Source organism: Tumebacillus sp. BK434, assembly GCF_004340785.1.
Classification (GTDB): Bacteria; Bacillota; Bacilli; order Tumebacillales; family Tumebacillaceae; genus Tumebacillus_A.
The window spans coordinates 81,539-95,323 of the sequence record NZ_SLXS01000005.1; the positions used below are offsets into that span (position 1 = coordinate 81,539).

13 protein-coding genes are annotated in these 13,785 nt (G+C 56.0%); all 13 read right to left on the reverse strand.

Translation table 11 applies throughout. The features are described from left to right. Positions 1–37: 37 nt before the first annotated feature. Complete coding sequence (locus EV586_RS14090; RefSeq protein WP_132945756.1) at positions 38–1,036, reverse strand: ABC transporter ATP-binding protein; 999 nt, start codon at positions 1,034–1,036, stop codon at positions 38–40. Beyond that, positions 1,029–2,060 (reverse strand): ABC transporter ATP-binding protein, encoded by a 1,032-nt coding sequence (locus EV586_RS14095; RefSeq protein ID WP_132945757.1) that lies wholly within the window; start codon positions 2,058–2,060, stop codon positions 1,029–1,031. Before EV586_RS14095 ends, EV586_RS14090 begins: the two co-directional genes overlap by 8 nt. A gap of 14 nt (positions 2,061–2,074) precedes the next feature. Further along, entirely contained in the window at positions 2,075–2,989 is a 915-nt protein-coding gene (locus EV586_RS14100; RefSeq protein ID WP_132945758.1) for an ABC transporter permease, read from the reverse strand. A 3-nt stretch (positions 2,990–2,992) separates the two neighbouring features. After that, positions 2,993–3,922, reverse strand: coding sequence for an ABC transporter permease (locus tag EV586_RS14105; protein WP_132945759.1), 930 nt, complete (start codon positions 3,920–3,922; stop codon positions 2,993–2,995). Positions 3,923–4,690: 768 nt separating this feature from the next. Continuing rightward, entirely contained in the window at positions 4,691–5,635 is a 945-nt protein-coding gene (gene mdh, locus EV586_RS14110) for a malate dehydrogenase (RefSeq protein ID WP_132945760.1), read from the reverse strand. A 47-nt stretch (positions 5,636–5,682) separates the two neighbouring features. After that, complete coding sequence (gene icd, locus EV586_RS14115) at positions 5,683–6,972, reverse strand: NADP-dependent isocitrate dehydrogenase (RefSeq protein ID WP_132945761.1); 1,290 nt, start codon at positions 6,970–6,972, stop codon at positions 5,683–5,685. Positions 6,973–7,133: 161 nt separating this feature from the next. Beyond that, positions 7,134–8,057 carry a DMT family transporter gene (locus tag EV586_RS14120; protein ID WP_132945762.1) on the reverse strand — a complete coding sequence of 308 codons (924 nt, stop codon included), beginning with the start codon at positions 8,055–8,057 and terminating at the stop codon, positions 7,134–7,136. Positions 8,058–8,075: 18 nt separating this feature from the next. Beyond that, positions 8,076–8,471 carry an FxsA family protein gene (locus EV586_RS14125; protein WP_132945763.1) on the reverse strand — a complete coding sequence of 132 codons (396 nt, stop codon included), beginning with the start codon at positions 8,469–8,471 and terminating at the stop codon, positions 8,076–8,078. Then, positions 8,468–8,896 (reverse strand): acyl-CoA thioesterase, encoded by a 429-nt coding sequence (locus EV586_RS14130; protein ID WP_132945764.1) that lies wholly within the window; start codon positions 8,894–8,896, stop codon positions 8,468–8,470. The genes EV586_RS14125 and EV586_RS14130 overlap by 4 nt, the downstream gene beginning before the upstream one ends. A gap of 97 nt (positions 8,897–8,993) precedes the next feature. Then, positions 8,994–10,748: a pyruvate kinase gene (pyk, locus tag EV586_RS14135; protein WP_132945765.1), complete on the reverse strand. Its 1,755-nt coding sequence runs from the start codon at positions 10,746–10,748 to the stop codon at positions 8,994–8,996. Between the two features lie 48 nt (positions 10,749–10,796). Further along, complete coding sequence (gene pfkA, locus EV586_RS14140) at positions 10,797–11,756, reverse strand: 6-phosphofructokinase (protein WP_132945952.1); 960 nt, start codon at positions 11,754–11,756, stop codon at positions 10,797–10,799. A gap of 178 nt (positions 11,757–11,934) precedes the next feature. Beyond that, positions 11,935–12,888, reverse strand: a complete 954-nt coding sequence (locus EV586_RS14145) for an acetyl-CoA carboxylase carboxyltransferase subunit alpha (protein WP_132945766.1) — start codon at positions 12,886–12,888, stop codon at positions 11,935–11,937. Further along, positions 12,878–13,774: an acetyl-CoA carboxylase, carboxyltransferase subunit beta gene (accD, locus tag EV586_RS14150; RefSeq protein ID WP_132945767.1), complete on the reverse strand. Its 897-nt coding sequence runs from the start codon at positions 13,772–13,774 to the stop codon at positions 12,878–12,880. The genes EV586_RS14145 and accD overlap by 11 nt, the downstream gene beginning before the upstream one ends. Between the last annotated feature and the right edge of the window lie 11 nt (positions 13,775–13,785).

Genomic DNA, 13,785 nt, shown 5'->3' on the forward strand with positions numbered 1-13,785 from the left:
AAAAGCACACCCGAAGGTGTGCTTCTTAGAACGGATCTTAGTTGTAGAGCAGGCAAGCCACGTGATGGCCCGGCTCAACTTCTTTGAGCTCCGGAGTGATCTGTGCGCATTCCGGCATTGCTTTCGGGCAACGGGTACGGAAGCGGCAACCGGACGGCGGGTTAACCGGGGACGGAACGTCGCCTTCCAGAATGATGCGCTCACGGGTACGCTCGATTTCCGGGTCCGGAATCGGAATTGCAGACAAGAGTGCTTCCGTATACGGATGCAGCGGCTTGCGGTACAGTTCGGTCGATTCGGTAACCTCGACGAGTGCACCGAGGTACATAACGCCGATACGGTCGGAAATGTGCTTAACCATTGCCAAGTCGTGCGCGATGAAGAGGTAGGTCAGACCGCGCTCTTCCTGCAGGTTCTTCATCAGGTTGACAACCTGCGCCTGGATGGAAACGTCCAGTGCGGAGATCGGTTCGTCCGCGATGATGAACTGCGGCTCGATCGCCAGAGAGCGAGCGATACCGATACGCTGACGCTGACCGCCGGAGAACTCGTGCGGGAAGCGGGAAGCGTGCTCTTCGTTCAGACCAACGGTACGGAGCAGTTCATAGATGCGATCCAAGCGTTGACGGCCGGACATCAGTTTATGGATGTCGATGCCTTCGCCGATGATGTCACCGACGGTCATACGCGGATTGAGCGATGCGTACGGGTCTTGGAAGATCATCTGCATGTCGCGGTTGAATTGCTTCAAGTCGCGGCCTTGCACTTTATGAACGTCTTTGCCGTTGAACTTCACAGTACCGGCAGTAGCATCGTACAGACGGATGATCGTACGGCCGGTGGTGGACTTACCGCAGCCGGACTCGCCAACCAGACCGAACGTTTCACCGCGTTTGATTGAGAAGGAGACGTTGTCAACCGCCTTCAGGATCGTGCCGCGGCCCAAGTCAAAGTGCTTGGAGAGGTTCGTCACCTCAAGAATGTTATCAGTACCCGTCTTCGACGAGTTTGCAACAGTCGACGTAGCATTAGCCATTGTGGTTACCTCCCCCTACTTCTACTGGACGTTCAACTTTCGGAGCGTTCGGGTGGAGAAGCCAGCAAGCAGCTGCGTGGTTCTGGTCGATCTTGGTCATTTCCGGATCCTGCTCCATGCAGATCTCCATCGCGTACGGGCAGCGCGCAGCGAATGCGCAGCCTTTCGGCGGTGCGATCAGGTCCGGCGGGGTGCCGTCGATCGGGATGAGATCTTCATCTTTGGAGGAGTCCAGACGCGGAACGGAACGCAGGAGACCCCAGGTGTACGGATGTTGCGGGTTGTAGAAGACTTCGTCGATCGTGCCGTTTTCTACAACTTTGCCCGCGTACATGACGACAACCTTTTGTGCAACGTCAGCAACAACGCCCAAGTCGTGGGTGATGATGATGATCGAAGCGCCGGTCTTCTCTTGCAGGTCGCGCATCAGGTCGAGGATCTGCGCCTGGATCGTCACGTCGAGCGCGGTGGTCGGCTCGTCGGCGATCAAGAGCTTCGGATTACAAGCAAGCGCGATTGCGATCATAACACGCTGACGCATACCGCCGGAGAATTGGTGCGGGTATTGCTCTACGCGAGCTTCCGGGTTCGGAATGCCTACGAGGCGCAGCATTTCGATCGCACGCTCACGAGCTGCTTGACGGGACAGGCCTTGATGCTTGATCAGGCCTTCCGCGATCTGAGCTCCCACCTTCATGGTCGGGTTGAGAGAAGTCATCGGGTCCTGGAAGATCATGCCCATCTCGGAACCGCGAACGTTTTCCATTTCTTTATCGGTCAGCTTTACGATGTCGGTCTTGCCGTCGAACACGATCTGCGAACCTGCTTTGATCTCACCCGGCGGGGTTTGAATGAGGCGCATGATCGCTTGGGAGGTCACGGATTTACCGCAACCGGACTCGCCAACGATCGCAAGGCATTCGCCTTTTTTCAGATTGAAGGTAACGCCGCGTACGGCTTGAACTTCACCGGCATAGGTGTGGAACGATACCTTCAAGTCTTTGACTTCTAAGATGTTGTTCATGGGCATTACCCTCCTTATTTACGAAGTCTCGGGTCGAGTGCGTCACGCAGACCGTCGCCCAACAGGTTGAAGGACAGCATGATGCAAGCGAATACGACCGACGGGCAGATCAGGCGGAACGGGAAGTTACGCATCGATTGCACGCCGTCGTTTACCAGAGAACCGAGGGATGCGAGCGGAACCTTGATACCCAGACCGATAAAGGACAGGAATGCTTCCGCGAAGATCGCGCCCGGAACGGTAAACGTGATTTGTACGATAATGATCCCCAGTGCGTTCGGGATCAGGTGGCGCAGGATGATACGCCACGGGCTTGCGCCCAGGGTGCGGGCTGCGAGCACGTACTCTTGCTCTTTCAAGGACAGGATCTGACCGCGAACGAGACGCGCCATACCGACCCAGCCGACTGAAGCCATCGCTAGGATGATGGTGAAGATACCCGGACCCATGACCATGATCAGCAAGATGATCAGGATGAGGTACGGAATACCGTAAACGATCTCAACGAAACGCTGCATGATATCATCGATTCGGCCGCCAAAGTAAGCGGAGATACCGCCATACAGGACACCGATGACAAAGTCAAGGAATGCAGCGACAATACCGATAAACAGCGAGATACGAACGCCCCACCAAACGCGAACCCATTGGTCACGGCCGAAGTCGTCGGTACCGAACCAGTGGTCAGCGGTCGGAGCTTGGTTACGAACTTGCAGGTCTTGCGTCTGGTAGTCGTACGGGCGGATTTCCGGACCGGAGATCGCCAGTACCGCCAGCATGACAAGGAGAATCAAGCCGAGCATTGCTGCTTTGTTTTTCTTCAGGCGGCGCCACGCGTCAGCCCAGTAGGAAACGGAAGGGCGAACGACGCGCTCTGCATCGGATTGCTTTTGCGCCAGTTTAAACTTATCTTGAGTAACAGGTTGCATCGCTTACTTCCCACCTTTCGCCAGACGGATACGCGGGTCGACAACCCCGTACAGGATATCTGTCACGATGATCGCAAGGATGAGCAGACCAGAGTAGAAAATCGTCATCCCCATGATCATTGTGTAGTCATTCGTCGTGATAGAGTTAACGAAGTGCTTACCCATGCCCGGAACTGCGAAGATCTGTTCAACGACGAGGGTACCGGTCATGATGTTGACGGTGAGCGGGCCCAAGATCGTGATGATCGGCAGAATCGCGTTTCGAACGGTGTGTTTTACAACGATCGAGATGCGGGAAAGACCTTTGGAACGAGCGGTCTTAATGTAGTCTTGGTTGACTACGTCCAGCATGGAAGTACGCATCATACGTGCCATGGTAGCCAGTGTACCAAACGCCAGGGTGATGGTCGGAAGGATTACGTATTCCGGACCTTTCCACAGCGCCGGCGGCAGCCAGCCAAGTTGAACCCCGATGTAGTACGAAAGCAACGGCCCGATTACGAACGCCGGAACGGATACGCCGACGATTGCGGTGAGCATTGCAAAGTAGTCGAGGCCTTTGTTGTGGTTCAGCGCTGCGACGATACCAAGGGTCAGACCGATGACAACGGCAACAACGATCGAGTAGAGACCAAGTTCAGCAGACGTCGGGAACGTCTGGCCGATGATGTCATTAACAGAACGCGTTGGATAGAAGAAGGATACGCCAAGGTCACCAGTGACGATGTTCGTAAGGTAGCGACCGTATTGCACCCAGATCGGGTCATCAAGACCGTAGTGTTGCATCAGGATAGCTTTTGTGGCGTCATTCAAACGCTCAGACGCGGCGAACGGGTCGCCCGGAAGGTTATGCATGAGGATAAAGGTCAAGGAAACGATTACCCAAAGAGTGATCAAACCGTATACTACACGACGGAGGATAAAACGAAGCACAACCACACCTCCCAAAGAATTTTTTTTGTTATTTGTGGTTTTGGTTGAGATACAGCTTTTAGTCTACTTGCATCTCTGTCTTTTCGCTAGTGGCTTTTTGCTGGCAATTGCGAGCCGAGGCACCCCCAGTGCCGCGGTCTCAGCTTTCCGAGAACCTTGTTACTTTCTCCCAGTCCATTCATAGAAGCTGTTTCATGGAAGCGGTTTCGCACATGCTGCATTCAGCATCCAGATCCGGGACTCACTCACTCCTCTTCCCCGTTCCCCCCCTTTTCCTAAAATCTCATGTAAGTGTTTCGTAATATTATGGTAAGGCTCCAGCCTAATACCCGATAGAAAGAATAAAGAGTTTTAAAAGACAGATTATTCATAAAAAATTATAGTCTAATCTGCCTTTCTCGTCCACTAGTAAAATTACGAGTGCTACGAGCCAATTATGCGATCATTTTACGGCTCATTTGCAAATAAGTTCTAGATTCTGAATCTTTGGTCCAAATCTACGAATCAGCCACAAGTTATACAATATCATAAAGATCTTACACATGCGAGTCATTTGTGGCTAAAATTCGTCAGGATTCTAGAATATTTCTTGATAGATTCGACATTTTTCTACAGGATTCAATCGTTTTTAGGTGTTGGATAAGGCTCACGCTAAGATTTTGGCTTAATTTCATTGTACTACAGACACGAAAAAAATTCCCCAGAATTTTCTAATTCCGGGGAATTTTTGGCGAATTGTAATCTACCTGTAATCCTTTTGTTACGAAACTATCTTCCTTCGACGACTGCAATCACTTTGCGAACCGAGTCGGCCGACTTGTCGAGCGCGTTCTTTTCGTCTGCCGTCAGTTCCAGTTCGAAGACTTTCTCGATACCGTTCTTGCCGAGCAGGGTCGGAACGCCCATGAACAGGCCCTCATAGCCGTATTCGCCTTCGAGCAGTGCGATCGACGGCAGGATGCGCTTCTTGTCCTTGAGGATCGCTTCGGTCATCTGTGCGAGCGATGCTGCCGGTGCATAGTAGGCAGAGCCGTTGCCGAGCAGCTGCACGATCTCGCCGCCGCCTACGCGGGCGCGCTGCACGATCTCTTCCAGACGGTCTGCCGGGATCAGCTTCTCCAGCGGAATGCCGCCTGCGTAGGAATAACGGACGAGCGGTACCATGTCATCGCCATGGCCGCCCAGCACGAAGCCTTGGATGTCTTCGACAGACACGCCGAGCTCCATCGCAATAAAGGAACGGAAACGGGCGGTGTCGAGGACGCCAGATTGGCCGATGACGCGGCTTTTCGGAAAGCCGGACGTCTTGTAGGCCACATAGGTCATCGCGTCTACCGGGTTGGACAGGATGATCAGGATCGAGTTCGGAGAGTATTTTACCACTTGTTCGGTAACGGATTTCACAATGCCCGCGTTGGTCGCCACAAGGTCATCGCGGCTCATGCCCGGCTTGCGGGCAATGCCTGCGGTGATGATCACAACATCAGAATCTGCGGTGTCTTCGTAGTTCGAAGTGCCGGTGATGTTGGTGTCGACACCTAAGACCGGAGTTGCCTCAAACATGTCTAGCGCCTTGCCTTTGGTCGGGTTCTCCAACTGCGGGATGTCGAGCAGAACGATATCACCCAGTTCTTTTTGTGCCAGGAACAGTGCGGTGGTCGCGCCGGTAAAGCCTGCGCCGACGATGGTGATCTTGTTACGCTTCATGGTCATCATGATCTCCTCCACTCACAGATAGTCAAATCCGGTGTGAAACGAACTTACAGGTTCTTGATCAGCGCGTCCGCAAATTCGGAGCACTTCACTTCGTTTGCGCCTTCCATCAGACGTGCGAAGTCATAGGTGACGGTCTTCTGATCGATCGCTTTTTCCAGCGCGGAGACGATCATGTCAGCCGCTTCCTGCCAGCCGAGGAATTCGAGCATCATCACGCCGGAGAGGATGACAGAACCCGGGTTAACCTTGTCGAGACCTGCATACTTCGGTGCGGTGCCGTGCGTTGCTTCAAACACAGCATGGCCGGTAACGTAGTTAATGTTTGCACCCGGAGCGATGCCGATACCGCCAACTTGCGCAGCCAGCGCGTCGGAGATGTAGTCGCCGTTCAGGTTGAGCGTCGCGATGACATCGTACTCCGCCGGACGGGTGAGGATCTGTTGCAGGAATGCGTCGGCGATCACGTCTTTCACGATGATCTTGCCGGCAGCTTCAGCAGCAGATTGCGCCTTGTTCGCAGCTTCGGTGCCTTCTGCGTCCTTGATGCGGTCGTACTGCGCCCAGGTGAACACTTTATCAGCATATTCACGTTCAGCAACTTCATAGCCCCAGTTTTTGAACGCGCCTTCGGTGAACTTCATGATGTTGCCTTTATGCACGAGGGTCAGCGACTTGCGGTTCTGCTGGATCGTGTAGTCAAGCGCAGCGCGCACGAGGCGCTCGGTGCCCTCTTTGGAGACCGGCTTGATGCCGATGCCGGAAGTTTCCGGGAAGCGGATCTTCTTCGCGCCCATCTCTTCGCGCAGGAACTTGATCACTTTTTTCACTTCTTCAGTGCCTTCTGCATACTCGATGCCGGCATAGATGTCTTCGGAGTTCTCACGGAAGATGACCATGTCGACGTGCTCCGGGTGTTTGACCGGGGACGGAACGCCGTTGAAATAGCGGACCGGGCGCACGCATGCGAACAGGTCGAGCTCTTGGCGCAGCGCAACGTTCAGGGAACGGATGCCGCCGCCGACCGGAGTGGTCAGCGGGCCTTTGATGCCGACGAGAAACTCACGGAATGCGGTCAGGGTGTCGTTCGGGAGCCATTCGCCAGTTTCGTTGAAAGCCTTTTCACCTGCGAGCACTTCGAACCATTCCAGCTTCTTCTCACCGTTGTACGCTTTCTCAACTGCTGCATCGAACACGCGAACAGATGCGTTCCAGATGTCCGGACCGGTGCCGTCCCCTTCGATAAACGGAACGATCGGGTTGTTCGGAACGTTCAGCTTGCCATTCTCGATGGTGATCTTTTGACCTTTTGTCGGAGCCGTGTACTTTTCAAACATGATTTCGACCTCCTGGTTATGTATAGATATAGGATTGGGTAAGGCGACGCTTTGTCACCTTACCCGCTGTTGAACATGTGAGTGAAATATCCAAGCATGTAAATCATACCATATCATTCAGGACCTGAACAAGGGTATCTTTCGTACTCCGAACCGTCGTTTCACCCTGTGAAACTTTCTTGCCCGTTCGGTGCCGCGGCCCCCTTTTTCTGGGTCGAGAGGAACAGCCAGATCCCGCTCATGATGATCGCGCCGCCGACCCATTGCGCCCAGGTGACCGCTTCGCTGAGCAGGAGATAGGCCAGAATGGTCGCAAAGATCGGCTCGCCGAGAATCGCCATCGAAATCGTCGCGGCGTTTACGTACTTCAGCAGCCAGTTGAACAGCGTATGTCCAAAGACGGTCGGGATGAAGGCGAGCAGGACGAACAGCATCCATTCCCGTCCGCTGTAATCCACCAAAGAATAGCCTTCCCCAATGCAATAGAAAAACATCACGATCATCGCAAAGACATAGACGAGCAGCGAGTAGACCATTGAGGTCATCACCCCGCGCAGGTATTGCCCGATCACCAGATAGCCGCTGACGACCAAGGTGCCGAGCAGGGACAACAGATCGCCCCAAAGCGCAGTCCCGCTGATCTGCAGGTCGCCCCAGCCGATGAACAGGCTTCCGGCGATGGCGATGCCTGCGCCGGCCCATGCCTGCCACGTCGTGCGCTCTTTCAGCGTGAAGTAGGCGAGCACCATGACGAAGATCGGCTGCAAGGTGATCAGAATGGTCGAGGAAGCGACCGTCGTGTATTTCAGCGAACCGATCCAGAAGATGAAATGGAAGGCCAGAAACACGCCGGACAGCGCGACGAGCACCCACGTGCGCAGACTTATCCCTCTCAGCTCCGCCCGCGCCCCTTTGGTCAGCAAAAACGGGCCGAGCAGCAAAAACGTAAACACGAGCCTGTACAGCCCGAGGATCGCCGCGGGGGCGGTCGACCATTTGATAATGATGGCCGAAAACGAGACGGCCAGCACGCCGATCAGCAGGAACACCAGCGGTGAAACGGGCAGTTTTTTGTTCTCTTCCATAGATGTAAAAGCCTCTTTCTAGAATCTGCGATAGAACACATAGTTGCCTTTTTGCATCATCTTCATCAAATACAGTTTGATCAGGCTCTTCGGCAGCTCCCGTACGCCGGGCAGTAGCAGCAGCATCCCGATGAGATCACTCAATAAACCTGGAATGAGCAACAGCGTTCCGCCGACCAAAAGACAAGCCCCGTTGAGCAGCGAATCGCCGGGGAGCTGTCCCATCTGCATCTCGCGTCTGATCTGCTGCATGATATATCGGCCCTGCACCGTCAACAGATAGACGCCAAGCCCCGACATGCCGATGACGAGGAAAAACGTCAGCCAGCCGCCGATGATATGTCCAACTTGGATCAAAGTGAATATCTCCAGCGCCGGCACGGCGATGATCAAGAGAAGGAACAGACGCTTCATGTGTTGCTCACCGCTTTTTGGGTCATCAATTCGTAGAGCTCCGGCAAAATGCGGTTGATTCGCTGGACCTGGCCTTCGCGGTTGATGAAGACATGCTCCGTCTTGCCGCTGACCAGCTTTTCGCCATCGGTGGCACGGGTGACTTCATAGCCGAAGGTCATGCGCAGTTTGGACATCGTGTCGATCCAGATCTTGATCCGCACCAGATCGTCATATTTGGCCGATGCGTGGTATTTGCACCACACTTCAGTCACCGGGAGCAGCCAGCCTTGTTCTTCGAGGATGCGGTAGGACATGCCGTACTCGCGCAGCCACTCGGTGCGGCCGACTTCGAACCAGTTCAAATAGTTGGCGTGATAGACGACGCCCATCTGGTCGGTTTCCTGATAGCGCACACGCAGTTCCACTTCATAAAATTCAGCCATGAAAATCCCCTCCTCTGCACGATGTTCTTATTATAGCAAAAAAGCTCCTTTGCCAGCTTTGCAAAGGAGCTTTTTCTTGATAGATTCAACAGTTCAATCAAATGACGTGTGCAACGCCTTCGTAGATCAATCCGGACTTCGAATCGACGGTGACGACCATGCCGGTCTTCAGCTTCTCGGTAGCGTCTTCCACGCCGACGATGACCGGTTTGCCGAGGTGAAGGGCCACGACCGCCGCGTGCGAAGTCAAGCCGCCTTCGACGGTGATCACAGCAGCCGCCTTTTCCATCGCCGGCACGACATCGCGGTCGGTGGAGTGCGTGACGAGGATGTCGCCTTCCCGCAGGTTCAACAGCTCTTCCGATCTGTTCGATGCCAGCACGCGCCCACTGACCGCCTTTTGGCCGATGCCTTGGCCTTTGGCGAGAATCTCGCCGATCGTATGGACTTTCAGCAGGTTGGTCGTGCCCGGTTGTCCGACCGGAACGCCGGCCGTGATCACGATCAGGTCGCCGTGTTTGACGTGGCCGGAATCGAGCGCGCCTTGAATGGAGATGGCGAGAATTTCGTCGGTCGTCTTCGCGGTGCGCGAGATGATCGGGTACACGCCCCACGACAGCATCAGGCGGCGCGCCACCTCTTCGCTGTCGGTGACGGCGATGATCGGAGTGGACGGGCGATGCTTGGAAACTTTTTTCGCCGTGTGTCCGCTCGAGGTCGCCGTGACGATCGCGCGTGCGTTCAGGTCATCGGCGATGGTAGAGACGGCCAGCGACATCGCGTCGGTCACGTTCGCTTCCGCTTCCGCCACATTGCGGCGGGACGGGACGAGGTTGTTGAACAATGCTTCTTCCGCCCGTTTGGCGATCTGCGCCATCGTCGCGACCGCTTCGGCCGGATATTTGCCGGCCGCTGTCTCGCCGGACAGCATGATCGCATCGGTGCCGTCAAAGATGGCGTTGGCGACGTCGCTCGCCTCCGCGCGGGTCGGGCGCGGGTTGCGCTCCATCGAGTCGAGCATCTGCGTTGCGGTGATCACCGGCTTGCCGAGCTCGTTGCATTTTTGGATCAGCATCTTCTGGACGAGCGGAACTTCTTCGGTCGGGATCTCCACACCGAGGTCGCCGCGCGCCACCATCACGCCGTCGGTGACGGCGAGGATCTCATCGATCATGTCGAGCGCTTCTTCCGCTTCGATCTTCGAGATGATGTCTTTATGTACGTTCGCTTCTTCGAGGATGCGTCGCACGTCCAGCACGTCGGACGCCTTGCGCACAAACGATGCGGCGATGATGTCGACGCCTTGTTCGATGCCGAATTTGATGTCGGCGATGTCTTTCTCGGTGACGCTCGGGATGCGCAGTTTGACACCTGGCGCGTTGATGCCTTTGCGGTTCTTCAGCATGCCGCCGTTGGTGACGCGGCAGTGGATCTCAGTGCCTGCGACCTGTTCGACGACCAGCCCGATCAGGCCGTCGTCGATGCGCAGGATCGAGCCCGGCTGCACGTCTTCCGGCAACCCGTCATAAGAGATCGAGATGCGGTGTTCATCGCCTTCTGCGAGCTGTTCGGTGGTCAGGATGATCGCTGCATCGTTATGTAATTCGACCGCGCCGTTTTTGACCAGACCGGTGCGGATTTTGGGTCCTTTGATGTCGAGCATGATCGCGACATTTTTGCCCGTTTCTTTCGCTGCCTGGCGAATGTTTAGAATGCGGGCAGCATGCTCCTCGTACGTGCCGTGCGAGAAATTGAGCCGGGCAACATCGAGACCGTTTTGCATCAGCGTTTTCAGCATGTCAACCGATTCGCTGGCCGGTCCAATCGTACAAACGATTTTCGTTCTTCGCATGGGTGATCCCCCTTGATTTCCAACGTTTATGTCTAACTTTACCACATCTTAAATCGAAAGCACATCCGCCAAGTCGTATAAGCTGAGATCGGGAAGGCGCGGCGTGTTTAACGCCTCGGTGATGTCGGTCGCTTTCAGCTGTCCGCCGACCGTGCCGATCATCTTCGCCTTCTCACCCGAAAGGAGCAGATCGACCGCATGGGCGCCCATCTTGCTGGCCAACATCCGGTCAAACGCCGTCGGCGATCCGCCGCGCTGAATGTGGCCGAGCACGGTGACCCGCGTCTCCCAGCCGGTCAGCTCGCGAATGACTTCGCCGATGGCAAATCCTTTGCCGGCGCCTTCGGAGACGAGGATGATCGAATGCTTTTTGCCCCGTGCCGCCCCGCGCTTCAGCTTCTCCACCACTTTGATGATGTCGTGCTTTTCTTCCGGGATCAAAATCGTTTCCGCGCCGACCGATACGCCGGCCACCAGCGCGATGTCCCCGGCACCGCGTCCCATCACTTCGATCACATACGTGCGCTCATGCGATGTGGCGGTGTCGCGGATCTTGTCCACCAGCTGGATGACCGTGTTGATCGCGGTATCAAAACCGATCGTGAATTCGGTGCATGGGATGTCATTGTCGATCGTCCCGGGGATCCCGATCGTTGGCACGCCCATGTCGGAGAGCAGTTTGGCACCGCGAAACGAACCGTCGCCGCCGATGACGATCAGCCCGTCAATGCCGTGATCCTGGATCTGCTGGAACGCTTTGTTCCGCCCCTCTTCCGTCTTAAACTCCTCCGAGCGGGCGGTGAACAGCATCGTCCCGCCGCGATGGATGATGTCGCCGACCGATCCGAGATCCATGTTGATGATCTCTCCTTGGATCAGCCCCTGATACCCGCGTTTGATCCCTGCCACTTGCAGACCGTGATAGATCGCTTTGCGCACGACCGCACGAATGGCTGCATTCATGCCCGGCGCATCGCCGCCGCTTGTCAGCACCCCGATTTTCCGCACCTGCTCCACGCTCCCCTGCTCCTCTATTTTTCGACTTGACCATATTTGTCCCACGGGACAAAACGAGTCCCATATGTACATAAAAGGATGTGCCCGTCCGGGAACGAGCACACCTGTTGCGCATGAACACCGTTCCAACTACCGTTCAGTGTTCACTGTTATTTCCTGCACTATGCAGCTATTCAGCGAAGTGCCCCATCTGCTTGAACTTCTGGTAGCGCTGTTCGACCAGCACGTCTTTCGGCAGCTTGATCAGCTCGTGCAGGGCGGTCGAGATCTGCTCGCGAACGGCTGCGATCATCGCCGCGTGGTCTTTGTGCGCGCCGCCTTGCGGTTCTGAAATCACGCCGTCGATGATGCCGAACTCGTGGATGTAGCCGGCGGTGATCTTAAAGGTCTCCGCCGCGCGCTGCGCTTGTCCTGAATCTTTCCAGAGCAGAGCCGCACCGCCTTCTGGCGAGATGACCGAGTAGATCGAGTTCTCCAGCATGTAGACGCGGTCGCCCACGCCCAGCGCCAGCGCGCCGCCCGAACCGCCTTCGCCGGTGACGACGCAGATGATCGGGGTGCGCAGGCCTGCCATCTCGATCAGGTTGCGGGCCACCGCTTCGGAGATGCCGCGCTCTTCCGACTCGATGCCGGGATACGCGCCCGACGTGTCGATGAAGCAGATGACCGGGCGGTTGAACTTCTCCGCCTGTTTCATCAGGCGCAGCGCCTTGCGATAGCCTTCCGGAAGTGGCATGCCCCAACGGCGAAGGATGTTTTCCTTGGTATCCTTGCCTTTCTGGTGGCCGATCACCGTGACCGGAATGCCGTCGAACTTCGCCACGCCGCCGACGATGGCCGGGTCATCCCCGTAAGTCCGGTCACCGTGCATCTCCAGAAAATGCGTGCACATGCCGTTGATATAGTCGAGCGTGGTCGGGCGTTCCGCATGGCGGGCGATCTGCGTGCGCTGCCACGGGGTGAGTTCGGTGTAGATGTTGCCGGCCAACTGGGCGGCTTTCGCTTCCAGCTTGGCGATCTCGTCCGAAAAATCCAAGCCGCTCTGCTCCGAGAAGGTGCGCAGTTCCTTGATCTTCTTTTGCAGTTCTAAGAGCGGCTTTTCAAACATGAGCTCATTCGCCACCTGGTACACCTCCATGCAGTTCTAACAGGGTCGAAAGAGTCTGACGCATCTCTTTGCGCGGCACGACCATGTCGAGCATGCCGTGCTTCAGCAGAAATTCTGCCGTTTGGAAATCGTCAGGCAGTTTCTGCCGGATCGTCTGTTCGATGATGCGGCGTCCGGCAAAGCCGATCAGTGCGCCGGGCTCGGCGAGGTTGATGTCGCCAAGCATCGCAAACGATGCGGTGACGCCGCCTGTCGTCGGGTAGGTGTTGATGGCGATGTACAGACCGCCCGCTTCGGACAGCTTGTGCAGGGCGGCCGACGTCTTGGCCATCTGCATCAGCGAAAAGATCCCTTCCTGCATCCGGGCGCCGCCCGATGCGGTGAAGATGATCAACGGGTAGCGCTTGGCCCGTGCCGCTTCGATCGCGCGGGTCAGCTTTTCGCCGACGACCGAGCCCATCGAGCCCATGAAGTAGGTCGAGTCCATCACGGCGAGGACCACCGGATAACCGCCGATGGTGCCTTCCCCGGTCAGGACCGCTTCCTTCATACCGGTCTTCTTCTGCTCCCGCTCGACTTTCGACGGATAATCCGGGAAGTTCAACGGGTCGACGGCGGTCATTCCGGCGTCGTACTCAAAGAAACGGCCTTCGTCGAGCGTCGCCTTGATCCGCTCTTCGGCGTTCATCGTATAGTGATATTCGCACTTGGGGCAGGTCTTGAGATTCTTCTCCAATTCCTTGGTGAACGTCATCTCGCCACAACGCTTGCACTTTGACATGAGACCTTCCGGAACGGATACTTCAGGTTGCTTGGTCCGGCCCAGCCGCTCCGCCACGTCGGCGGATGTCAAGGTCGCATACCGTTGCTTTTTTATATGAAAAATGTCCTTCAGCGCCACATTTTCACCTC

Excerpts from the sequence above, each read along its gene's own strand:
- EV586_RS14100 (WP_132945758.1), bottom strand. The coding sequence starts at position 2,989 with ATGCAACCTGTTACTCAAGATAAGTTTAAACTGGCGCAAAAGCAATCC.
- mdh (WP_132945760.1), bottom strand. The coding sequence starts at position 5,635 with ATGACCATGAAGCGTAACAAGATCACCATCGTCGGCGCAGGCTTTACC.
- pyk (WP_132945765.1), bottom strand. The coding sequence starts at position 10,748 with ATGCGAAGAACGAAAATCGTTTGTACGATTGGACCGGCCAGCGAATCG.
- EV586_RS14130 (WP_132945764.1), bottom strand. The coding sequence starts at position 8,896 with ATGGCTGAATTTTATGAAGTGGAACTGCGTGTGCGCTATCAGGAAACC.
- EV586_RS14090 (WP_132945756.1), bottom strand. The coding sequence starts at position 1,036 with ATGGCTAATGCTACGTCGACTGTTGCAAACTCGTCGAAGACGGGTACT.
- EV586_RS14125 (WP_132945763.1), bottom strand. The coding sequence starts at position 8,471 with ATGAAGCGTCTGTTCCTTCTCTTGATCATCGCCGTGCCGGCGCTGGAG.
- icd (WP_132945761.1), bottom strand. The coding sequence starts at position 6,972 with ATGTTTGAAAAGTACACGGCTCCGACAAAAGGTCAAAAGATCACCATC.
- EV586_RS14095 (WP_132945757.1), bottom strand. The coding sequence starts at position 2,060 with ATGAACAACATCTTAGAAGTCAAAGACTTGAAGGTATCGTTCCACACC.
- EV586_RS14120 (WP_132945762.1), bottom strand. The coding sequence starts at position 8,057 with ATGGAAGAGAACAAAAAACTGCCCGTTTCACCGCTGGTGTTCCTGCTG.